The sequence below is a fragment of the Leucobacter luti genome (assembly GCF_019464495.1).
Taxonomy (GTDB): Bacteria; Actinomycetota; Actinomycetes; order Actinomycetales; family Microbacteriaceae; genus Leucobacter; species Leucobacter luti_A.
The window spans coordinates 301,666-323,719 of sequence record NZ_CP080492.1 but is presented as its reverse complement, the minus strand read 5'-3'; the positions used below and the strand labels follow the sequence as shown (position 1 = coordinate 323,719).

The 22,054-nt window shown below is 60.9% G+C and carries 24 protein-coding genes and 4 tRNA genes; 10 read left to right on the top strand and 18 right to left on the bottom strand.

What is annotated here, in order from left to right:
* Positions 1-26: 26 nt before the first annotated feature.
* Entirely contained in the window at positions 27-818 is a 792-nt protein-coding gene (locus tag K1X41_RS01530) for an isoprenyl transferase (RefSeq protein WP_132203337.1), read from the bottom strand.
* A 21-nt stretch (positions 819-839) separates the two neighbouring features.
* Positions 840-1,562: a DNA repair protein RecO gene (recO, locus tag K1X41_RS01525; protein WP_132203335.1), complete on the bottom strand. Its 723-nt coding sequence runs from the start codon at positions 1,560-1,562 to the stop codon at positions 840-842.
* A 107-nt stretch (positions 1,563-1,669) separates the two neighbouring features.
* Between recO and K1X41_RS01520 the strand changes: the two genes are divergently transcribed.
* Positions 1,670-2,452 carry a trimeric intracellular cation channel family protein gene (locus tag K1X41_RS01520; RefSeq protein ID WP_133616661.1) on the top strand — a complete coding sequence of 261 codons (783 nt, stop codon included), beginning with the start codon at positions 1,670-1,672 and terminating at the stop codon, positions 2,450-2,452.
* Between the two features lie 36 nt (positions 2,453-2,488).
* Here K1X41_RS01520 and ruvC read toward each other — a convergent pair whose 3' ends face one another.
* The 5 genes from ruvC to K1X41_RS01495 form a co-directional block, all read right to left on the bottom strand.
* Positions 2,489-3,082: a crossover junction endodeoxyribonuclease RuvC gene (gene ruvC, locus K1X41_RS01515; protein WP_132204047.1), complete on the bottom strand. Its 594-nt coding sequence runs from the start codon at positions 3,080-3,082 to the stop codon at positions 2,489-2,491.
* A gap of 31 nt (positions 3,083-3,113) precedes the next feature.
* A complete protein-coding gene (locus tag K1X41_RS01510) occupies positions 3,114-3,878 on the bottom strand; it encodes a YebC/PmpR family DNA-binding transcriptional regulator (RefSeq protein WP_132203331.1) in 765 nt (254 codons plus the stop codon).
* An 83-nt stretch (positions 3,879-3,961) separates the two neighbouring features.
* Positions 3,962-4,516, bottom strand: coding sequence for an HIT family protein (locus K1X41_RS01505; RefSeq protein ID WP_396426495.1), 555 nt, complete (start codon positions 4,514-4,516; stop codon positions 3,962-3,964).
* Entirely contained in the window at positions 4,504-6,471 is a 1,968-nt protein-coding gene (thrS, locus tag K1X41_RS01500) for a threonine--tRNA ligase (protein ID WP_220175164.1), read from the bottom strand. Before thrS ends, K1X41_RS01505 begins: the two co-directional genes overlap by 13 nt.
* Before the next feature lie 113 nt (positions 6,472-6,584).
* Positions 6,585-7,043: a GNAT family N-acetyltransferase gene (locus K1X41_RS01495; RefSeq protein WP_220175163.1), complete on the bottom strand. Its 459-nt coding sequence runs from the start codon at positions 7,041-7,043 to the stop codon at positions 6,585-6,587.
* A 128-nt stretch (positions 7,044-7,171) separates the two neighbouring features.
* Here K1X41_RS01495 and K1X41_RS01490 point away from each other — a divergent pair, with 128 nt between their 5' ends.
* Positions 7,172-8,554 (top strand): aminotransferase-like domain-containing protein, encoded by a 1,383-nt coding sequence (locus tag K1X41_RS01490; protein WP_220175162.1) that lies wholly within the window; start codon positions 7,172-7,174, stop codon positions 8,552-8,554.
* 60 nt (positions 8,555-8,614) lie between these two features.
* Here the strand turns inward: K1X41_RS01490 and K1X41_RS01485 are convergent.
* Both K1X41_RS01485 and K1X41_RS01480 read right to left on the bottom strand, forming a co-directional pair.
* Positions 8,615-8,687 (bottom strand) — tRNA-Val (locus K1X41_RS01485).
* A gap of 105 nt (positions 8,688-8,792) precedes the next feature.
* Positions 8,793-9,812: a hypothetical protein gene (locus tag K1X41_RS01480; RefSeq protein WP_133616659.1), complete on the bottom strand. Its 1,020-nt coding sequence runs from the start codon at positions 9,810-9,812 to the stop codon at positions 8,793-8,795.
* A gap of 174 nt (positions 9,813-9,986) precedes the next feature.
* Between K1X41_RS01480 and K1X41_RS01475 the strand changes: the two genes are divergently transcribed.
* The 4 genes from K1X41_RS01475 to K1X41_RS01460 all read left to right on the top strand — a co-directional run bounded on the left by K1X41_RS01475 (position 9,987) and on the right by K1X41_RS01460 (position 11,265).
* Positions 9,987-10,058 (top strand) — tRNA-Gly (locus K1X41_RS01475).
* 57 nt (positions 10,059-10,115) lie between these two features.
* Positions 10,116-10,186, top strand: a tRNA-Cys gene (locus K1X41_RS01470).
* Positions 10,187-10,211: 25 nt separating this feature from the next.
* Positions 10,212-10,283, top strand: a tRNA-Val gene (locus K1X41_RS01465).
* 661 nt (positions 10,284-10,944) lie between these two features.
* The gene (locus K1X41_RS01460; protein ID WP_220175161.1) at positions 10,945-11,265 is read left to right on the top strand and encodes a hypothetical protein; all 321 of its coding nucleotides are present in this window, start codon (positions 10,945-10,947) and stop codon (positions 11,263-11,265) included.
* Positions 11,266-11,323: 58 nt separating this feature from the next.
* Here the strand turns inward: K1X41_RS01460 and K1X41_RS01455 are convergent, their stop codons facing one another.
* From K1X41_RS01455 to K1X41_RS01430, 6 genes are all read right to left on the bottom strand, one after another.
* Complete coding sequence (locus K1X41_RS01455; RefSeq protein WP_220175160.1) at positions 11,324-12,025, bottom strand: hypothetical protein; 702 nt, start codon at positions 12,023-12,025, stop codon at positions 11,324-11,326.
* A 355-nt stretch (positions 12,026-12,380) separates the two neighbouring features.
* Entirely contained in the window at positions 12,381-12,872 is a 492-nt protein-coding gene (locus K1X41_RS01450) for an SOS response-associated peptidase (protein WP_220175750.1), read from the bottom strand.
* Positions 12,873-12,924: 52 nt separating this feature from the next.
* Positions 12,925-13,074, bottom strand: a complete 150-nt coding sequence (locus K1X41_RS01445) for an SOS response-associated peptidase (protein ID WP_220175159.1) — start codon at positions 13,072-13,074, stop codon at positions 12,925-12,927.
* A gap of 260 nt (positions 13,075-13,334) precedes the next feature.
* Positions 13,335-14,171, bottom strand: coding sequence for a hypothetical protein (locus K1X41_RS01440; RefSeq protein WP_220175158.1), 837 nt, complete (start codon positions 14,169-14,171; stop codon positions 13,335-13,337).
* 330 nt (positions 14,172-14,501) lie between these two features.
* Positions 14,502-14,900, bottom strand: a complete 399-nt coding sequence (locus K1X41_RS01435) for a hypothetical protein (protein ID WP_220175157.1) — start codon at positions 14,898-14,900, stop codon at positions 14,502-14,504.
* Entirely contained in the window at positions 14,897-15,643 is a 747-nt protein-coding gene (locus K1X41_RS01430) for a hypothetical protein (RefSeq protein ID WP_220175156.1), read from the bottom strand. Before K1X41_RS01430 ends, K1X41_RS01435 begins: the two co-directional genes overlap by 4 nt.
* 108 nt (positions 15,644-15,751) lie before the next feature.
* On the opposite strand from K1X41_RS01430, the gene K1X41_RS01425 reads away from it, so the two are divergent.
* The 3 genes from K1X41_RS01425 to K1X41_RS01415 all read left to right on the top strand — a co-directional run bounded on the left by K1X41_RS01425 (position 15,752) and on the right by K1X41_RS01415 (position 17,778).
* Positions 15,752-16,117, top strand: a complete 366-nt coding sequence (locus K1X41_RS01425) for a hypothetical protein (RefSeq protein WP_220175155.1) — start codon at positions 15,752-15,754, stop codon at positions 16,115-16,117.
* 371 nt (positions 16,118-16,488) lie between these two features.
* Entirely contained in the window at positions 16,489-16,890 is a 402-nt protein-coding gene (locus K1X41_RS01420) for a hypothetical protein (protein WP_220175154.1), read from the top strand.
* A gap of 3 nt (positions 16,891-16,893) precedes the next feature.
* A complete protein-coding gene (locus K1X41_RS01415; protein WP_220175153.1) occupies positions 16,894-17,778 on the top strand; it encodes a hypothetical protein in 885 nt (294 codons plus the stop codon).
* A gap of 338 nt (positions 17,779-18,116) precedes the next feature.
* Here K1X41_RS01415 and K1X41_RS01410 read toward each other — a convergent pair whose 3' ends face one another.
* A complete protein-coding gene (locus tag K1X41_RS01410) occupies positions 18,117-19,148 on the bottom strand; it encodes a DUF4062 domain-containing protein (protein WP_220175152.1) in 1,032 nt (343 codons plus the stop codon).
* Between the two features lie 172 nt (positions 19,149-19,320).
* A complete protein-coding gene (locus K1X41_RS01405) occupies positions 19,321-20,049 on the bottom strand; it encodes a hypothetical protein (RefSeq protein ID WP_220175151.1) in 729 nt (242 codons plus the stop codon).
* Positions 20,050-20,156: 107 nt separating this feature from the next.
* On the opposite strand from K1X41_RS01405, the gene K1X41_RS01400 reads away from it, so the two are divergent.
* Positions 20,157-20,393, top strand: a complete 237-nt coding sequence (locus tag K1X41_RS01400) for a helix-turn-helix domain-containing protein (RefSeq protein WP_220175150.1) — start codon at positions 20,157-20,159, stop codon at positions 20,391-20,393.
* A 699-nt stretch (positions 20,394-21,092) separates the two neighbouring features.
* Here the strand turns inward: K1X41_RS01400 and K1X41_RS01395 are convergent.
* Positions 21,093-21,929 carry a toll/interleukin-1 receptor domain-containing protein gene (locus K1X41_RS01395; RefSeq protein ID WP_220175149.1) on the bottom strand — a complete coding sequence of 279 codons (837 nt, stop codon included), beginning with the start codon at positions 21,927-21,929 and terminating at the stop codon, positions 21,093-21,095.
* Positions 21,930-22,054 lie beyond the last annotated feature (125 nt).

The window sequence follows — 22,054 nt, the reverse complement described above, 5'->3', positions numbered from 1 at the left end:
TCACGCGCCAGCGCGAACGACGCAGCTCACCGGTTCGGCGCGTCAGGGGTGTCAATTGCGCCGCCAAAGCGGCGATCTCGATCGTGGTAGACCTGGATTGCGCGCCAGAGTTCAGCGCGCCCGAAATCTGGCCACAGCGTGTCCAAAAACACCATCTCTGCGTAGGCGGACTGCCACAGCATAAAGTTGCTCGTGCGCTGTTCTCCCGAGCTGCGCAGGAACAGATCGACGTCCGGGAGTTCGGGAACATACAGGTGCCGCTCGAGCGTGCGCTCAGTGATGCCTCCCGGTGTGAGCCTGCCCGACTCGACATCTGCTGCGATGGCGCGAACTGCATCTACGAGCTCATTGCGGCCGCCGTAGTTCACGCACATGGTCAACGTGAGTCCCGTGTTGTTGGCGGTGGCGCGCTCAGATGCTCGCAGCTCGTTGATGACCGAGCCCCAGAGCTTCGGCTTGCGGCCAGCCCAGCGCATCCGCACGTTCCAAGCGTCGAGTTGGGCGCGCCTGCGACGCAAGACGTCGCGGTTGAAGCCCATCAGGAACCGCACTTCGTCGGGCGAGCGGCGCCAATTCTCGGTGGAGAACGCGTAGACGCTGAGGTGCGTCACGCCGGCCTGGATTGCTCCGGCAACCACGTCGAGGAGTGCTTGCTCTCCCATGCGATGTCCTTCGACTCTGGGGAGGCCGCGCTGGTTGGCCCAGCGGCCATTGCCGTCCATCACGATTGCTACGTGTTTCGGAGCCGGACCACGGAACTGCGGTGGGTGCTCCCCCGTCCAGTCGACCGGAACGAGGGAGTCAGGTGCGGCGTGCATGGGCAAAAGTCTAGTGTTCGATTAGAGCCGGGGAGTGCTGAACGAGCGTAGGCCGCGCTCGATGTGCCACTGCGTGTAGGCGGCGACGATTCCCGCGGCTTGCCCACGCTCGCGCTCCGGTGCCGCGACTGCGGTATCCCAATCGCCGGCCAGGAGCGCTTGGAGCAGCAGAATGCTGCCGGGATCGAGGCGCGGTACGCCAGGCGGGCGACAGTTTTCGCACACGACACCGCCTAACTGCACGGCGACCGAGGTGTGCGGCCCAGGAGTGCCGCAGCGCACACAATCGACGAAGCCGGGCGTCCAGCCGGCGTGTGCCAGGGCACGCAGCAGATAGCCGTCTCGCACCAGTTCAGCAGGAATTCTGGCTGCGGCAAGTGTGCGCAGTGCGCCGACGAGCAGGGTGTAAAACGCGGGAGTAGGATCGCCCTCGGCGAGCCGCTCTGCGGTTTCCACCATCACGCTGCCTGCGCGATAGCGCTCGTAGTCTGAACTGATTGATGCCCCGTATGACCCGAGCGTCTCCGCTTGCGTCACGGTGTCCAGGGTGCGGCCCTCAAAACACTGGAAGTCTGTCACCATGAACGGCTCGAGCCGGGCACCGAACTTGGAAGACGTGCGGCGTACGCCTTTGGCGACGGCACGCAGCAGCCCACGGCCGCGCGTCAGAAACGTGACGATGCGGTCGGCTTCGCCCAGTTTGTGCGTGCGGAGCACAACGCCTTGTTCGCGGTAGAGGGGCACGTCATCATTATCTCGCACACCGCTGACAATGCCGCGCGGAGTAGTTCTGCCCCTCTATCGCTCCTCCGGGCAGCACGCGATCAGCGGAGGTACGAGAGAATAGGAGCGTGCTCGACGAGACTTTCCGTACTCCGCTGCCCATCGACCTGATCGCGGTCGGAGTGGGCAGCCTCCAGGGAGCCATGTTTGCTGCCGGGTTCAAACGGATCGATCTGCTCGGAGTCGCAATTATCGGCACGGCTTCCGGAATCGGTGGCGGGTTTCTCCGTGACATTCTGCTCGGCGTCACTCCGGCATCATTCAGTGAAAACCTCTACCTCATTGTCGCCACCGGGGCAGCCTTCATTGGGATGCTGCTCTCGCGTCTGCTGGAAAAAGTTGACCCGTTGATCACCGTGCTCGACGCCCTCAGCATTGGCATGTTTGGCGCGATTGGCACAACGAAAGCGCTCGCGATGGGGCTTCCCGTGGTGCCCGCGCTGTTCATCGGCACAGTTTCAGCCGTGGGCGGTGGTGTGCTGCGAGACGTGATGTTGAATATCCCAATCGCGCTCATGCACGTCGGATCGCTCTACGCAGTGGCGAGCCTCGTTGGAGTATCAACGCTGGCGGCACTGCTCGCGCTCGGGGTGCCCGTGATGATCGCAGGAGTGGCGTGTGTGATCGTGACTGCAGTGCTCCGGCTGCTTGCTGTGCGCTTTGGGTGGAGCCTGCCGGAGCAGCGGGCATTGAGCCGGATCCGCCTGCGGCGTCAGCGTCAAGTTGAACAGGTTATTGAGGAAGCGTTGCACACGGGTGCCATCACTGTAGAACTGGACCTGCGAGAACTGCGGGATCCAGACCTTGATCCGCCCAGCGGTGGCGGGCCCGAGGCGCCGTCACGCGGCTGAATCGGGACCGGTCGCCGCTGCGTAGTGTCACGGTGATTACGCTCGCGGACCACTTCGCCGTCTACCGGCCTTCGCCTCCGCCTCGCGCCATGCGCGCTGCGCCGGAGTCTCTGCCCCTGGCACAGCGTCACCGCGCTGCCGGTCCATCGCGCCGCCGCGGCCGAGGTGCCATGCGTGGGTAATCGCGAGCGCGAGCGCGTCGGCGGCGTCAGCGGGCTTCGGCGGCGACGCGAGCCGCAATAGCCGCGTCACCATCGTCGTCACTTGCGCTTTGTCAGCGGAACCGTAGCCGGTGACCTGAGACTTCACCTCGTTTGGCGTGTACATCGCAACGGGGATTCCCCGTTCCTGTGCCAGGTACATCACGACGCCGCTGATCTGTGCAACGCCCATGACGCTCGCGACATTGGCCTGCGCAAACACGCGCTCCAGTGCGATTGCGTCCGGCTTCTCCCCATCCAGGAGACGCTGGATACTCGACCCCAGGAGATGCAACCGCGCGGGCAGCGGTGCCGTCGAGGAACTGGTGAGCACCTCAACGTGCTGAAACTCGACCGTTCGGCCTGCACCCGCTGTGACAATACCGATGCCACAGCGGGTCAGGCCCGGGTCGATGCCGATGATGCGCATCGTGTCGCGGTGCACCGCCTAAGCGGAGCGGCTACTCGTCGTTCGCGAGTTCGGCCTGCACTTCTGCGGTGAGGTCGAAGTTGGAGAATACGTTCTGCACATCGTCGCTGTCTTCGAGCGCGTCGATGAGGCGGAACACCGTGCGGGCCGTGTTCGCGTCGATTTCCACCTTCAGGTTCGGAACAAACTCGGCGTCGGCCGAGTCATAGTCAATGCCGGCGTCAACGAGAGCGGTACGCGCTGCAACGAGATCGGACGGATCGGTCAGCACTTCGAATGCTTCACCATTGGGGGTCGGGTTGACTTCCTCAGCGCCGGCCTCGAGCACCGCTACGAGGACGTCGTCCTCAGTCGTGTCCGCCGCTGGAACCGTAATGACACCCTTGCGCGCGAAGTTGTACGCGACACTGCCTGGATCGGCGAGAGTTCCACCGTTGCGGTTCAACGCAGTGCGCACCTCTGCTGCCGCTCGGTTCTTGTTGTCGGTCAGACACTCGATCATGAGCGCGACACCGTTGGGTCCGTAGCCTTCATACATGATCGTGGTGTACTCAACGGCCTCGCCGTCGAGGCCCGCCCCGCGCTTGATTGCCCGGTCGATGTTGTCACCGGGAACCGAGTTCTTCTTTGCCTTTTGCACTGCGTCAACAAGAGTCGGGTTCCCCGACATGTCGGCGCCACCGATCCGAGCCGCCACCTCAATGTTCTTGATGTACTTCGCAAAGGCCTTCGCGCGGCGCGAATCGATGATGGCCTTCTTGTGCTTCGTGGTTGCCCACTTGGAATGTCCGGACACTTCGGACTCCTAACGTTTCGGGAAAGTCTACTTTCAGAGTACTCGGGAGGAATCGACGCAACGACGCAGAGAGCGCGTGCGCGCTAGACCCCGTCAGGAGGATCGGCCCACGCAGTCGCCAGCTTCTCTCTGACCTCGCCGAGGAGCTGCGGCAGAGCTTTGGTTCTCGCGATGATCGGGAAGAAGTTTGCGTCAGATGCCCACCGTGGCACGATGTGCTGGTGCAGATGCGCGGCTACACCCGCGCCCGCGATCGCGCCCTGGTTCATGCCGAGGTTGAATCCGTCGCACCCCATCACCTCGCGTGCGATCCGCATCGCGCGCTGTGTGAGCTCGCCGATCTCGGCAACCTCTTCGGCAGTCGCCTCGTCATACCCTGCGATGTGGCGGTACGGGCACACCAGCATGTGGCCCGTGTTATACGGAAACAGGTTCAGGATGACATATGCGGTGGTGCCGCGTGCCACGATGAGGGCATCCTCGTCGGTCTTCGACGGCGCTTCACAGAACGGGCAGTCCCGGTGATCAGGCTGGTGGTGATCCTTGACGTACACCATACGGTGGGGCACCCACAGCCGCTCCATGTCGTCCGGGGTGCCCACCGCGGCGGTGGTGTTGAGATCTTCTACGCGGTCCACGCCGTCGACACCTGCTCATGCGACTCGATCGAGCCCACGATCCGCTCGATGGCCTCGGAGACCGGAACGCCGTTGAGCTGCGTGCCATCCCGGAACCGGAAGGAAACTGCGCCGGCGGCGCGGTCCTCCTCGCCTGCAATGAGCTGGAACGGGATCTTGCCCTTCGTGTGCGTACGAATCTTCTTCGGCATGCGATCGTCGCTGTGGTCGACCTCGGCGCGAACACCTCGGGCACGCAACTGCGCGATCACGTCGTCGAGATATGGACCGTACTGCTCGGCGACCGGAATCCCAACGACCTGGGTTGGAGAGAGCCAAACGGGGAACGCGCCGGCGTAGTGCTCAAGCAGGATCGCGAAGAATCGCTCCACTGATCCGAGCAGCGCACGGTGAATCATGACCGGCTGCTTGCGGGTACCGTCGGCTGCCGCGTACTCGAGCTCGAACAGCGCTGGCTGATTGAAGTCAAGCTGCACGGTCGAAAGCTGCCATGTGCGCCCAATCGCATCCCGCGCCTGGACCGAGATCTTGGGTCCGTAGAACGCCGCACCGCCGGGATCGGCGACGAGCTCGAGGCCCGATTCCTCACCGATCTCGCGCAGCGTCTGCTCCGCGTCAGCCCACTGCGCTTCGGTGCCCACCGACTTTTCAGGGTCACGGGTGGAGAGCTCGAGGTAGAAATCGTTCAGACCGTATGCGCGCAAGGTGTCGAAGACAAACTCCAGTTGCTTCTTGATCTCGCCCTTGACCTGTTCATCGGTGACGTAGATGTGCGCATCGTCCTGCGTCAAGCCGCGCACGCGGGTGAGGCCGGAGAGCGTGCCCGATTTCTCGTAGCGGTACACCGTGCCGAACTCCGCGAGACGCAGCGGCAACTCACGATAGCTGCGGGCCCGCGCACGGAAGATCAGATTGTGGAAGGGGCAGTTCATCGGCTTCAGGTAATAGTCCTGGCCCTGCTTCGTGACGTTGCCGTCCGCGTCCTTGACCTCGTCGAGGTGCATGGCCGGGAACATTCCGTCCTTGTACCAGTTCAGGTGCTGGCTCGTCTCGAACAGCGAACCCTTCGTGATATGCGGGCTATTGACGACCTCGTAGCCGTTCTTCAACAGCTCCGTGCGCATGTAGTTTTCAATCTCGTGGCGGATGATGCCACCCTTCGGGTGGAACACTGCGAGACCCGAACCAATTTCATCGGGGAAACTGAACAGATCAAGTTCGACGCCGAGCTTGCGGTGGTCGCGCTTTGCCGCCTCCTCTAAGCGTGTCTGGTAGGCGCGAAGCTCATCCTTCGTGGGCCAAGCGGTGCCATAGATGCGCTGCAGCATCGGGTTTGCCTCGCTGCCGCGCCAGTAGGCCCCTGCGCTGCGCATGAGCGCCCAGCCGTTGCCGATGACTCGTGTGCTCGGAACGTGGGGCCCGCGGCAGAGATCCTTCCAGCAGACCTCGCCGGTCTTCGGGTCAACGTTGTCGTAGATCGTCAGTTCGGCGCCGCCGACCTCAACGTTCTCGTTGTCGCCCCCCTCAGCGGCGCCGCCCTTGAGCCCAATGAGCTCGAGCTTGTATGGCTCGTTCGCGAGCTCGGCACGTGCCTCGTCTTCGGTCACGACACGGCGCACGAAACGCTGACCCTGCTTGACGATTTTCTGCATTTCAGCGGAGATCGCCTTCAGGTCTTCCGGCGTGAACGGTTCGGCCGGATCGAAGTCGTAGTAGAAACCATCGGTGATGGGCGGGCCAATCCCGAGTGTGGTTTCCGGGTTGATGCGCTGCACAGCCTGTGCCAGTACGTGTGCGGCTGAGTGCCGGAGAATGTTCAGCCCGTCTTCCGATTCGATGGAGACGGGCTCAACCGTGTCCGTGTCAGTGACCTCTGTTGCCAGGTCGCGGAGTTCGCCGTTGAGGCGGATTGCGACGATCGAGCGATCAGTGAACAGGGAGAAGCCATCGGCCACGTGGGCACACTCCTTCGGGGTGAGGATACGGACCCGTCAATTCTAGCGTTTGCCGGACGTCCAGGAAACGCAGGGGTGCCCGGCACGAGGCCGGGCTCCCCTGCCGCCCGGAGTTAGGCGCCCGGAGTTGCCTCATACGTGACCCAGCTCGTGCGCGTGGCGAGCGTGTTGTACAGAGCCTGTGCCTGGTGATTGTCCTCGGCAGTGACCCACTGCACGAAGCCGCTCCCCTCGGCAGCGGCAATCTCACGCAGTTTGGTGATGAGCGCGCGTCCAACGCCCCGGCCACGCGCTGCAGGATCTGTGAAGAGATCATCGAGGAAGCGGGCGGTGACACCGAGCGATGGTGCCACCACAGGGCGGTGGTGCGCGAACCCGACGATTTCGCCGTGCACCTCAGCGACGAGGGCGTTGGAGGTGTGCGCGGGATCCATGAACCACTCCCAGGCCCGAGTCACGATCTCCTCTGACTCCGGCAAAAGGTAGAACGCGCGGTACTCACGAAACAGTTGGCGCCAGCGGGCCTGGTCTGCAGGCTCGATCGGGCGGACGATGGCGGTAGGCGAAGTCATGTGTTGTTCCTTGTGTCAGTGTGTGATGGTGTGTGCGGGGCAAATATGCGCACGTGGGAGGGCCGCGGGGACCGGATTTCATCAGTAACAACTTGCCGAAAAGGTGGGTAACGTTATTGACTAGCCTCATGATTCAGAATAACAGGTCGGCTGAGATTGCCGCTGCACTCAGTGCGCGGCTGTTGGAGATGTCGGCTGGCACCAAACTTCCAGGCGTGCGCGAACTCGCAGCGGAGTTCCGCGCGAGCCCCGCGACGATCTCGGCGGCGCTGGCGGAGCTCACCGCGCTCGGGAAAGTGCGGGCTGAGCCCGGGCGCGGCACCTTTGCACTGGGCCGGCAGCGTGTGTCCGAGCCGGACTTCGCCTGGCAGTCACAGGCACTCGGCCCCGTGCGTGTCGATCCAGACCGTGCCTCACGACTGGGGAACTACGGGTCCCCACACCTCATCCCGCTCTCCTGGGGCTATCTCGCTCCTGAACTCCAGCCCGGACCAGAACTGCACCGGATCGGCGCACGGGCCGCAAAGTCACCGCGCACGTGGGCCATGACTCCCCCGGCCGGATCCGTCGAACTCCGCCGCGTACTCGCTGCCGAATACCGAGCCGACCCCTCCGAAGTGCTCGTGGTGGCGGGCGGACAGCAGGGACTCGTGTACGCGATGCGTACACTCGCAGAGCCCGGGAGCACCGTTATTACGGAAAGCCCGAGTTACCCCGGTGCGATCCTGGCGGCTCAGAGCGCGGGCTTGCGGATCGCCGCAGTGCCGAGCGACGACCACGGGATCCTCGTTGACCAACTCGCTGCAGAGCTCGAGCGTACCCGTGCGCGAGTGATCTACCTGCAGCCGAGCTACGCGAATCCGACAGGGGTCGTGCTGAGTGCGGAGCGCAGACGCGCGGTCGTGGCGCTCGCCGTCGCCCACGGAGCGTTCATCATCGAGGATGACTGGGCGCGGCAACTCAGCATTGACGAGCCCGCGCCAGCACCCCTCTTCGCTTCAGCCCCTGACGGACACGTTGTGTCCGTCATGACGCTGTCAAAGCCGATCTCTCCCGGGCTCCGTCTTGGTGCGATCATCGCGCGCGGGCCGGCTGGCGAACGCCTCAGAGCGGCACGGGTCGCCGACGACCTCTGCGTCGCTCCGGTGCTGCAAGAGACGGCGCTGGAACTCCTCACCTCCGGAGCGTGGCAGCGGCACCTGAAACGAGTGCGCAGCGAGCTTGCGGTGCGAAGAGACGTGCTTGTCGAGGCGGTCACGAGCTCACTCCCAGCAGCTCGAATCCCCATGATTCCTCGCGGTGGACTGCACCTGTGGCTCCGCCTGCCACACGGGACAGACACGCGCGAAGTGGTCACCGCTGCGCACGCTGCTGGAGTGCTCGTCGGAGACGGTCGGCATTTCTACGCTGATGAGCCACCCGCGCCGTATGTGCGACTCTCCTTCGGAGCTGCCGCGGAACCAGAGTTGCGCGAGGGAGTGCGGCGGCTCGCGAGCTTGCAGCAGCGCTAAAAACCGGACAGTCAGCTCAGAGAAACACAAAAACCCCCGGGAAGGCCGGGGGTTTGTTTGTGGGCGATACCAGACTCGAACTGATGACCTCTTCCGTGTGAAGGAAGCGCGCTACCAACTGCGCCAATCGCCCGTTGCGTGTGCCCTTTCGGGCCGTGCCAACTTGATCGATAGTACACGGATTCAGGGCCACGCGTGACATGAGGGGTGCGTGCCGCGGATTCACGGGCCGAGTCCCCTATTCGGTCGGGCGTGTCGTGACAGGGGCAAGATCGCTGTTGAGCTGCTGGTCGAGATCCGAGCTCACCTCACTGAGTGCGGTGAGCTGGTCCCGGAGCGCGTTGTAGCGATCAATATCCGCTTGCAGTCCCGTGAGCGTCACCTCGAGATCGCCGCGGCGCCACTCAAGCTCTGCTCGGATGCGCTCAAACTCATCTGGTGCTGCGGAGAACTCGAAGCGCTCGTTTCGCGCACCAAAGTCGGCCGCATCTGCGTTGAACTGATCGACCGCGTCTCCATAGGCCACCTTGCGTGCTTCGACGTCGGCACGCAGCGCTTTCATCTCGGAGCGAATGCTGTCAGCCTGGTTCTGAAGGTCGACAAACACTGCGTGATAGGAGGCGAACGCGTCCACAATTGAGCGGCGATCACGAAACCACTGCTCATAGTGGCGCTCGAGCCAACCAGGGAGCTCGCGCACCTCGGTGCCGAGCACCGAGTGCAACTCATTCGCAAACGCAGTGTCGGAGAGGTGCTCGTACACCGACATGCGCTCTTTCAGATCCGGATCCGTTGCAGACATCCGGTCATACTCCTGCCGCAGTTTCGCGCTGAGGGCCGCGCGATCCCCCTCCCCGAGCCTCGCAAATGTTGCGTGCAGCAGCTCGTGTGCCGCTGTCACCTCAACGATTCCCGTCACCCGGTCATCAGTCACGTCGTAGAGGTGGATGCGGTCGTGAGTGAAACACCCCAGCACGTGCCCCTCCTCGGAGTGGTCCACCTCCGCGCACTGCTCGTTGAAGTTCTGGCTGCCGTCGACCGTCGGGTGCGTTGCGAGAAACACTCGCTCCCCAGCCTCGGAAAGGCGCAGCGAAGAAAGGACCTCGGTGACTCTCTGGCTGGGTTCGAATCCTGCCGCCGAGAAGTGATCTTTGATCTCCTGGCGATACGTCGCCGCGAAGACAACCGCGCCGATGAGCAGCAAGAAGAACACGATCCACAGGCCGCGCTTGAGCGGGGAGCGGGTGTTCTTCGCCATGTGTCCACAGTATCCGCCACCACCCGCATCCTTCGCCCCGAATCGGCAAACAAGTCGAAAAACGGCGGAAAAATGCGGCTCAACGCAGCGGCGCGCCCGGGGACGCCGGGCTAATTTGCGCGGTATGCCAAAACCCCTCTATAGTCATTCAAGTACACGGAACAACGTGAACATGCGGATGTAGCGCAGTGGTAGCGCATCACCTTGCCAAGGTGAGGGTCGCGAGTTCGAATCTCGTCATCCGCTCTGGTAATTGACTTCGGTCAATTGCTGCAATTAATTGAATAGGTGGCAACACCATACGGTGGCGTGGCCGAGAGGCGAGGCAGCGGCCTGCAAAGCCGTATACACGGGTTCGAATCCCGTCGCCACCTCTCTACAACAAAATAGCCTGTATAGGCGCGATTGGCGCAGCGGTAGCGCGCTTCCCTGACACGGAAGAGGTCACTGGTTCGATCCCAGTATCGCGCACAGACAAAACCCCCGGTCACGCCGGGGGTTTTTCCGTTTGTGGCTCGCTTCACATATAGGTGTGGGTCGCAAACGGGGCGCAAGTGATAATTGCGGGGCGCTTCGCGGGGCTACGCTATAGCCATGTTTGCTCGTGGTCGTATTGCTCTCGGTGCCGCCATGGTCGAGGACCCCACCACTCGGGACATTTCGAAGTTCGAGATCATCGAGGTGGTGGGTGAAGGTCCCGACTGGGCGTCCGCGAAAGCTGCATGCCAGATCCCTGACGGCGCGCTGCTCCTTTCGTGGATGCCGAGAGGAATGATCGATCGCATCATGGCGCTGCGGGAAATGACCGCCCCTGACCGGGCGTATCCCCGCACGCGCAGAAGTGGAACGGCAGAACTCAATCCACCCGGAATTACCCTGCCAGGATCTCGAAACAGCTGCGAGCGTCGCCCGTGCTGTGTGGGGTGCTGCACTAGTCGCACGAACGCGTGAGCAGATCGCAGATGTGGTCGCACAATTCTAGGCAGACGACGATACGCCTGAAGATGTGGCTCAAGCGCTACTCGCACTTCTACACCAACTCCCAGGGAGCTGTTGCCGTACCTTAAGCAAGCAATCGAAGACCCTGAGGGGGACGTATCGGATCTTGAAGCCTTCAGGTATCGTGACTCCCATGAAAATCTTGCCGACAGTTCATGCCGAGCCTGAATACACAACGTCATCCCCGGTGTATCGGGTGAACTTGTGGGAGGAGTCAGGCGAGGCATGGGCGCTGGACGCATATGTGCTTTTGGAAGCGTCCGATGTGTTTGAAGCACTCAGTTGGCTGAACTCAAAAAGACACGACGGGCCGTACGAGTTGTTCGTAGAAGCAGATGAATCAGATGAAACTGGATTTCTCGAACCTAGGGCTTCCAGCCTTTTGCGCCTTGCCGGGACAAACCCCAACGAGGGTGAGGTCGTAGAGATAGGTCGTTTTGCTCCTCTCGTGTGACGTGGACTCCGAGTGTTCCACGTCACACGAGGGCGCAGCATCTCTACGGAGCGCTTAGCTACTCCGAAATATCGTTACGCACAAAGGTAACGGTGAGCGTCTCTGCATTCTCAGGAGTCTCGACGGCCGCACGTTTCGCTCCACCACACGCTACTTGGAGCGTCTTGCCCCACTTGTTTGATGTCGCATCCCCAAGGACTTGGTATCCAGCAGGAGGCGTGAGCTGCCCTTGCGCCCAGCCCTGGAACTTAGCAGGGCCGTTGCTGCATGGCACACCCTTGTTGTTCTGAATCGTCTTCTTGCCCGCATTCGACTTAGACGGTGCAGCCCATTGCTTGTTATTTGGCGAAACTCGGATCAATGAGTAATGCAGCGTCAAACTACCCGCTGCCGCATCACAGGTGATCTTTGCAACACCGTTAATCGTCCCGGATACGTGCGCAGAGGGGTGGACATTCTCGACGTTGAGGTTGCAAGTGATGTAGCGCGCCTTTGCCGCCAACTCAGCCGCCGTTGGTTCAGGGGCAGTTGACGGGAGTACCGTGAGCTGTGTTTGATCTGACTCGAATGTCACTTTCCCGTCTATTTGCTCGGCGCCTTCAATTTCCTCAGTTATAACTGGGACGTTATCTGCGAACGCGCTATCTTCGTCGCCCGCCAGTGCCGCTGAGGTTGACGTTGATACGAGAAGCAAGGCTGCGGCGCAGCCCGTAATAATGTTTCTAATTTTCAAAACGTTCCTTTCATTAAGATTAATCACAGCAATTCTGAGTCTAAGCATGAGCAGTACAATTGGCTATTGCCTAGAGCGTTCTGATCACCCCACTACTCCGAGTGTTTTGAGCACCGAAACCCCACAATGCGGCGCCGTACGCTACATAGTCATGAAGTGGGAACTCAACCCCGCTGCACGCAGAATGGTTGGCATCTACACTTCCCTACGCGAAGCCGGCGATGCAGTCCCCTGGCTCAAGCGACACGAACCAGACGGCAACGGTTACCCACCAGGAAGCCGACAGTGGCATGAGGCTAGGCAGAAGCTCGCACAGCAGGCCCCACCCAACGCCGCCCATACCGCGGGACAGCGACCTGAGACAGCGGGCCAGGCACCAAGGTCAAGCGGGCAGAATTAGCTCCGGCCCATCACCACGCAACGGCTTCACCGCATACTCGCGCAGCTGCTCACTGATCGGCAGCGACGCCTCCGAGACAGCATCCATCAATAGCTGATCACCGGAAGTCTCCGGGTCCAGCCAGTCCCCCAGCAGCTCGTCTGACATGAAGACCGGCATTCGGTCATGCAGCGGTTCCATCACACCAGAAGATGCACGTGTAAGGATCGTCGCGGTGAGATGCCATCCCTCATCATCACCGGCGTCTGGTTCGTGCCACCAAGAGTAGAGGCCGGCCATGGGGATGATTGGGTCAGGGCCGAAGATCGCGTGCGAAGTCCGACTCGTTTTCGGGCCCGTCCATTCGTAGAATCCGGTGACCGGGATGATGCAGCGCCGGTTCTTCACCGACGCTTTGAAGCTGGCCTTTTCCGCTGCCGTCTCAGAGCGTGCGTTAAACGTGGGGAACTTCGTCTTGAGTTCCTTCGACCAGATCGGGACAAGCGACCAGTACGCATACTCGAATCGGTGCTCGCCGTCTTTATGGTCAGTGAAACGCTACAGGGATAGGCTGCGTCGGCTTCAAGTTCCAGCTCGGCTGATAGCCCGCCGGCCGCTCAGTAAGCCAGCCCGCGAGCTCAGTCCCCTTGGCCACGCCCATGTTCTCGTCGTAGTCGACAATGACTCTCCCGCACATGAGCACAGCGTACGCGCATCCACCAACGACAAAAGCCCCCTCACCCACCCGTGAAGGGCAAGTGAGGGGGCAGTCCTCTCACCGACAAGACCTGAATTTGCCGCCTCGACTAATCATGACCAACTAGTGTCGATCTCCCCAGGCAAGTAGGAAAACTCACAAGTGATGTCACCAGACTGAATGAAAGAGCGCATGTACGCCGCGAAGGACCAGAAGAACCCGTGAACTTGGTCACATCGACAAAAGTGCTGAAAGCACACCTAGACGCCCAACCAGACAAGGGCTCGTTTGTCTTTCAATGATTTCCGCAATTCGCGAACTGCGCGTCGAGCACGCCTAGATATCGTTGAACCTCTCGACCGCAAGAAGGCTCCAAGAAGGAACGACAATAGAGATATTGGTAGCCCCCATACGGACGCAGCGCGGATGATCCCTTGGCCGGCGTCACGGAAGGACTCTGAAAACGCTTCCACCTCCCAAATCCATCCCCACACCACAAGCGCGGCAAGAATGATCAAGAAGCTTGAGAATGCCAGCTTAAATACCACTCCTCCAATGCGGCTCAACCTTAGGTTCAATGCGGTCGGGAATCTCTTTTCTCTGGAGACCGACCGAATAGCCTCAACGTTAGCTATCTCGGCTCTAACGTGATGAGTTGGCCTGCCATCTGTTACAAATCGAGCATGATAAACGCCGTTGTGTCTAATTAGCATCGGGTGCATCGTGAGTTTGCCGTCCTCGGAAGCGACAAATGATCCCTCAGCGATGTGCCTGTATTCACCGTCAGTTAACTCACCCAGCAGTGGAACCTTCAAGTCGAAGGCGACCGTGTTGCCACCAAACATATCCGCGGTGATGTCCCTTTTCCCGGCACTCCAGAAATACACATCAACGACATGAGGATTGTCGACAAGCTTGTCGCGCCATCGATACTCTAGGTCAGCTAGAGCGTTGTGGCTCTTCGCTTTCAGACTGACAGCTCGAAGATCAGCCCATAGCTCATAGTCATCACCAACGTGACGAATTTTCTCACCAAGAACTTGAACTATGTAGCCGATAAGGGCTCCCGCGAGGAGAAGGAGGACATCCTTGATCACGGACCAATGATATGGCTTAGGCCCCACTACGCGAAACCCAGAAGTAACTCCAGCCTTGCCAACGTCGGTATTGTGCAGAGCGTCAGTGATCAGGCCTCAGGCTGGTAATCATCCGGAATCCCTGACCCGAGGATGGAAAGGTAGGACTGTGCACCATTTACAGCCGCCCCAATGATCAGGCTACAGAGCCCCACTATGCAGGCAAGTAGCGCGTCTCCCGTGAACGCGATCGTAACGCCCGCCGGAAAAGTAAACGATGTAGCAAGCGACTGAGCTGCTGTACGAATGAATCCGCGTTTCGCTGCAAGATGTGTACGGTCGGGAATCAAATTATTCATCAGTGTTCCTTTCGAAATTCATGGCGCGCTCTATCGTTCTGACTCTGGTGTCCAGATCCGCATCGCCGTTTTCCATGAGTGACTGCATGGCATCGACTTTGTTCTCGATCCGGACCGTCGCATCTTTGATTGACGTGCCCGAGTTGAAGTGCGTCTCGTGGTGGATGTCTTTGACCTGCGCTTCGATCCGCACCACTTTCTGCTCGATGCCCGCGATAGTTCCGAGCTTCGACGGCAGGTCAGCGAGAGCGTTGACCGTGGCAACGAACCTGTTCAGCCACGGCCACATCTTCACCACGAAGAACGCAATCGCCATGAAGGCGAACGCCCAAAGGCCAAGCTGAACAGCACTCAGGTCGCCAAGGAGTGCCCGCAGCTGGTCCTCACTCACTTGGCTCCGAGGGTCTTCGCGATCTTCGTGATCGCGGTCGACATGGCGGGGCCGGACTTCGCAAGCCATTCCAGCGGGCGTTTGATGCTCGCCCACTGGTGGTCGTTCCAAGCGATCAGCTGCCGGAGCGTCTTGGTCTGCCCCTTCTTGCTGCCCTCCATCGGAACCTTGGCATCGAGCACCTGGCCGGGGAGTTTCGCGAAGAGCCCGTTTTTCGGGTCTGTGATCTGCCAGAGTGCGGCGTGTACTTCGGTGAGCAACTTGCGCTCTGCTGGTGTCATGTCTTCGTCTCCTTCAATGAGTGCGATCGGGCGGAGGTAGCCAAGCAACCCCGCCGTCGTGAGTGATTCGTGTCGGGTGGCGCCGGGGTTCTGGGTCCAGCACGGCAGCATTCCGTCGACTGCTGGCCCCGTGGCGATTGCGATATGGGTGGCGGGGTAGCTCCATGAGCGCGCCCACACGGCCACATCCCCAGCCTGTGCTGGTTCGTGCCTGCCGACCTGCACGAAGTACTGCGACAGGTCCCCCACACGCGGAGTTGGGAAGAACAGGAACATCGAGGACGCAAGGAAATGGTCCGGGTGGCCCGGCCTGTTCACGGTGTACGTCCACCCGATCGGGACACCAACCGCCCGCTCCGCGTAGTCCGCCCACAGGTCCGAGCACTGCGCTCCAGCGCTACCATCACGATCGATGAGCTGCCCATCGACGGACCGGCCCCACGCTTCAAGAGTCATCTTCATAGTTCCTCCTGGAATGAAAAAACCCCGCTACTCGGCGGGGCTCGTGTCGATCGGATCGGGTGTGGGCGATCACAACAGCCGCGTAACGCGGTAGAGAGGAGCCACATCGTGGCTAAGAGCATGACCGAGGCGACGCTGAAGGCTCGCCACGCCAAGGAGCTGGAAGAGCTGCGTGAGGCGCGGCGCGCCGAGTGCCGCGACGACCGCGACGAGAAGCACCTCGCGAAGTGGCTGCGCAGGCACCACTACGAGGAGTTCCGCGAGCTGGCGGGCCGCCGCGACGCCGAGGTCGCAGCACGCCGCGAGCGGACGCGGAGCCGCGTCGAGCGGCATCGCGCAGCGGCTGACGAGCCCGATGTAACGCACGCGGTGAGCGAGCGCTGCACGGACGAGGAGCTCACCGACGAGACTCCGTCTGACGGGTGGCTCAGCGGGTTGCCCGGTCGCGATTCCGAGCACCGCTCGGAGGCGTGACCGTGGCCCGTGGTGGGGTGCTCGACGCATCGCGTCGGGCAGCTCTGCCGCGCGGGCAAAGCGGAGGGTGGGGCGAATCAGCGCCACCCGAAGCGGAGCCGTCCGCGCAGCGGCTCCCGGAGGGCGACCTGGGAACCTTTCGAGCGCAGCGAGAAAGTTCCTAGGTCGTTTAATGAAGTTTTCGTATCGGGAGGGCGCAGCAGAGGCTCCGGGTACGAAAACTTCAGCGGCGCAGCATCGCGTTGAGGGCGGAGCCCGAGGCTCCACGCGATGCGGAGGCGCAGCGACAGGCAACCGCGCGAGGGGCGAAGCCCAAGGCTCGCGGGGGTGCATGGAGCACTACGAGACGATTCTGAGACGAGGAGCAAGACATGAGCGAAGCGAAGGGCCGTGCAGGCTTCAAGGGCGTGCACACGAAGGCCGGGGGCAAGTACCCCGGCGACAAGAAGACGGGCACGCCGTCCACCAAGGGCGGGTCGAACCTCGCGATCGCGAAGGAGGCGCTGCGCTCGCTCGATGCCGCTCAGTCGGCTCGCGAGGCGGTGAAGAACCCGAACATTCTGCTGAGCGAGGAGCAGCTCAACGAGAACTGGGTCAGCGATGGCGTCGGAGGGTTGAAGACCGCGACACGGTTCGAGGAGGTCGAGGAGTCATTGGCGGCACGCAACGCGCAGCTCTACAGGAAGCAGGCGGCGAAGGACTACGAGCTGTCGCTGCTGGTAGTGCAGCTGCCGGAGAACATGTGCAGGGTCGATCCGGTGAACGTGAGCTAAGTCATGCGCAAGCGCGAAGACGGGTCCGAAGAGCAGGTCATCAGTGAGGCCACGGGCGAGCCGCTCACGAAGCCGCGCCTGATTCCGCGCGATGCTGACGAGGCACGCAGGTACTTCGACGATGCACTCGCGTTCATGGTCGAGCGCGGGCTGATCGCGGACGGCATGGATGCGCTGCACTTCCGCAGCGACCAGTACAGCGAGCACCGACCCCACATGCAGGTCGGCTTCGACAACTACGCGGCGGACCCGAAGCACCCCGGGCACCTCCGCACCTTCCATGGCGAGACGTGGTTCACGCACGACACCGTGTGCTACCCCGATGGGAACCCGAAGGCCGGGAAGAAGATCGGAGGCGCGGTGAAGCTCTCGAACTACCAGGAGCAGATGCGCGAGTTCATGATCGCCAAGGGCTGGCCAGTTGAGAAGGACATCAACGAGAAGACCAAGGGCAACAGCCAGGGCAAGGACCTCTATGCAGCGACGGACGACGCACGCATCATCGCAGAGGACCGGCTCGCGGCGGCGGAGGCCCAGGAAGCGGGCATTAAGCAGCGCGCCCGCGAACTGGAGCGTGCCGAGAACATCGCCGATGCCGACCGCGAACTGGACAGGCTGGCGATGCTCGCGGAGCAGGAGAACACAGCGAACGCGATGGAGGAGTACTTCGACGCTGAGCGGGCTGTGGTCGCCAAGCGTCGGCGCGAAGACGACGCGCTGCACCTCGACCGAGTCACGCGCTACAGGACGGCCAAGGAGCGGCAGGCCAAAGCAAGCAGGCGCTCGACGCGAAACAGCGCGACATCGCTGAGCGGCAGCGGGACGCAGTGCAGCGCGGCTATGCCGAGGGCGTCGAGCAGGGCAGGGCTGCGGCTACGGCGCGTCTGAACGAGCTCCGCGATGCTGACGAGCAGGAGGTCGCACAGCGCCTCGCGAAGGCCGACGCAGCAGCGACCCTGTTCGAGGCTAACGCTCCCAACGGGGTCTACGGAGCGAGGAAGCAGGACGGCACGGGGCGCACGGTGGGCGATGTGCTTGCAGCTCGGCAGCGGCAACGCGGCGACGGGCTCCGCACGCACGACGCAGCAGTCCAGCATCGAGGCAGTGTACAGCGAGACGGCTTCGAGAGGTGATTGCGACGCCAACGCCCTCAACTGCTTGGTAGTGAGAACACAAGCTGCCACGCAGATGAAGAACAAGCGCGCCCCAGGCCGGGGTGATGTCCGCTAAAAAGGGGTGTCTTCGTCGCTCTTGACGGCCTCTGGGGCTTTGTCTAGTTCCATTCTCCGGATGAACTTGAGCAACTCCTGTCCGAGCTCGGTCAGCGTCCAATACTCGTTTTTATCGGAAACAGGGTGACGCAGAGACGACGGCTGCATCAGATCGAGCGACATGAAGTCCGCGAGCATTTCGTCTCGCGTGTTGGTCGGGACGTGACGGACTCGCGCCTCGTTAGCTTGAGCAGAAGCATGCAGGACAAGGAGCTCGGAGATGCTGTCCTTCGTCATTTCGATAACCATGCCCGGGGAAAGTATTTCAAAAATGAGGCGAAGGTTAATGGGCTCGCCCTCAAGCCATTCATCGTTACCGACGACTCGAACGCTGTGGGACCACTCCATGTCTGACAGACGATCGTAGACTGCTTGCAAATGAGCGGTGCGATCCTCAATCGCTGCGGTCGTTGCCTCTTTGAGGGCGCGCCTCAGCTCAGCATTCTCTGCGCTCAACCTCGTCATCTCCGCAACGGTCTCAGTGCCAACCGCAGCGTCGGCCCTTACCCAGCCAGTTCGAGGATTCGTATTGGCTGCCTTCACAAGTGCGACTGTTGCCTGACCGTAGAGGTCATCTGCGTTCTGCCAGAACCCAACGAGCTTGGAAGTAACGAGCGCTTTGAACTCCCTTAGGCCCGTCGTGTGTGGAGCTTCAGTGTCCACGAAGGCAGGGGGCCAGGTTGCATCCGGATCTACAACGAATCCAATAATGGGAACCCCGCACGCTACTGCATACTCATACTCCTTGCGCGTGTAGCTTATGTCACCAGACATAGAGCCATATCTGTGGGCGACGATGACGACATAGTAATCGCTCTGCTCAATGTTCCTGGCAATGACTTTCCACTGCTCTTCATCGCCCGCGCTGAACATCTCCATTCCAACAGGTATGTGGCCAAGCTCAAGGATTCCCTGAATTACTCGGTTTCGTTCAACCTTAAGGTCCTCGTAGGTCGAACTTACGAAAATCTGGTACTTCTTGGTCATTGATTCCCCTGTGAACTCGCGACGGCTTGTGCTCCTCATGCAGCCTAGTGACATGAAAGCCAGGTTGTTGGCAAGGCTCGCGCAGCGAGGTGCGGCAGCCTGACGAACAGCGCCCCGGTCGAGCGTGAAGCTCGACCGGGGCGCTGAATGGTGTTCTGGGTGGCGCGCTCGGCTACTGCTGGGCGAGCACCTGGAGGCCCACCACGAGGGCCTCCAGGTGTTCGGGGCTCTTCGCCTGCAGATCCATCATGGCGTCCTCGTCCGCGGCGAGGTTCTCCAGCATCTCCGCTGCGGTGATGCCGTTCTTCTGGAGTAGCGGCTCGAGGACTGCCGTGTCGCCGGTCTCGACCGACCCCGTGAGTATGAACGCGTCGATGACCTTGGTCGCTGCGGCCTCGTACTGGGAAGTCACGGCCTCGGCCTCGGCCTGCTTCTCCTTGGCATTGGCTTTGCGCGCCGCATCGGTGGCTGCGCTCTCGCCGCAGTACTCGGCCCATGCTGCTCGCGCCTCGTCGGTGGCTTCGGTGCCCTCGCGGTAGAACGTGCCCTTGTTGATCTGGAGAACATTCTTGTCGTCGGAAGCAACGACTCCGTGGGTCTGGTGCTCGCCGGTGTTGAAGTGCTCGCCCTGCTCGCCCCAGTTGACCTGCGTCCGGTCCTCGTTCAGGAGGCTCACGCTCACATACTCCTCGCTGTCCACGACCTCACCGGCCTCGCAGTCCCAAGAAGTCATGGTCACCGTTCCGCCGTCCACGACGACGGTGCCCTTGGAGTGCGAGTCGAGGTTCGATTCGCCGTAATAGGTGCCCGAGAGGTCAGAGGAGCTGGAGCAGCCGGTGAGGGCCACGGTGGCGACTGCGAGCGGGACGAGCACGGCGAATGGGCGGCGGGTGTTCTTCATCAAGTCTCCTTAGAAGTGCGCGCCGCGAAATGGCGTGGTCAGCGGTAAATCTAAATGAAACTCATATGTCCGTGTACTTATGCGTCTTCCCGTCCCACGCTTGAAGCATGGACAAGAAGGGCACCCTGAATAGGCGCGTCGGTGTGAACCTGCGCCGCATCAGGATCGCGCAGGGCGTGGGTCAGGAGGCCTACGCGCAGGTGCTCGGCTGGGATCGGACGTACGTTGGCGGGTTGGAGCGAGGCGAGCGCAATCTCACATTGGACACTCTCGAAGAGCTAGCGGAGCGCGTCGGAGTCGATCCTCTTGAACTCTTGCGTGGTGTGGGAGATGCCAGGTCTTAATGGAGCGAGAACGGCAGCATAGCTAGCTTGGTTCAGGGACATAAGCTCTATCCCTACCATTGCCAGCAGACCTGCGCGGGCAACGGCTTGATGCGTGAGGTAAAGCAGCGAGAACAACCGGAATGATGGAACTCGAGGCAGCGCATGGGCCACACCCCTCGGGAACGAATATTTCGAACTGGCTTGGAGCCTCTATCGTATTGCGGTCAGGTCAATGTTGTGAATCCGTCAATGAGCCTAGGCTTGCTCAACAATAAAGAAGACGTCATCAAATCTACGAAACCGGACACCATCAGCCACTCGCTCTACGCGGACCCTTCCCTCGGGAAAGAGTTTTAGCCCTTCTGGAAGTGCTGAATAGCGCTCAGTGCTCTGAGAAAGAAGCTGTGCTGCTTCGCCCCATGAGATTTCCCTATAGAAAAACTCTGCGCCGGGGTGGCTCTCGAACCATACTCGATCCTCCTCACACTTGTTCTCTATGTCTTGGATAATCGGGCATTCATCAGTGTGAACAACAGTCAGACCGTCAACAGAAGGAGCACACTCAGAACACGGATGTTCTGGGACTCCAACTGGGCGAAGTTGTTCAATCAGCTCGAGATGTTCATCGCTTATTCGCTGTTCCATGGGTTCCATCTCTCGTCTTCCATCAATCTCTCAGCCCGTCTCCGAGCCAACTTCTATGTTGATAGAGAATCGTCAAGTGCTACGCGGTTCAATAATCACTCCAAGGTCGCCAAGCTCAATCCGGACGCCCTCGTGGTTTGCGATCCTCTGCAATCCCTCAATGTCGGGCTTTGCGTCAACCGGGACAGAAACAGCCACAGTTGGTCCAGAAGTGCCCACCTTGATTCCACCTCGGAGTTCTTCGTTGTTCGGTGTGGCTATATAGCTGAAGACTAGATCCACCAGCTTGTGTTCTTGTTCCCGGGAGAGTCCCGTCGGGCCGAAGCGACGTCGCTCAGGAATCGAGCGACGTTCTATGTTCCGAACTCGGAAAAGAACTTCATCGAGGATCTCGTCAGCAGGTCGCGAAGTCTTGGTCGGGCCGGATCCTTTTCGGGCTTCCTGGACTGCGAGCTCGAAAGCTGGCCATTCCTTATCAAAAAGAGTACGCATAGCATCTTTCGGGACGGGGTTGTCTACCAGAGCGTTGATGTCCGTAAGTAGCTTCCAAACGTCATCCCTATCGGAGAGGCTAGTCATCTGAAACTGCTGAATTGGGCCGCTTACATCAGCCTGCGTAACATCGACGAGCACGGGAGATACGCGTGACTCTCCCAGCGATTTCCCCAGTGCACCTGCTTCGAAGTTGAGCCAAGGCGCGTTTTGTGTCTCCTGGGTAAGAATGATGATTCCGTAGTCGGTGTCCTCAAGGTTGCTAGCGATTACGCTCAGCCCCCTTGAGCCCTTCTCGATGTCCTGGCTAGAAACGAAGGCACTGACGTTCTGAAGAAGTATGCTTGGCAACCACTCTCTGATTTTCTCAGCGAGCTTCTTGCTTTCATTGCCAGACCAGCTTACAAAAACCTTCATTGGTCCCCCCAGTTCGTTTACTAGCCAAATCATATCAATGCCAGCCAATTGCAGATTGCCTAAGTGCTTGGAGACACTCGTACACGCGTTCAGCACACACCTAATCCTCCCGCCTACCGAGTAGC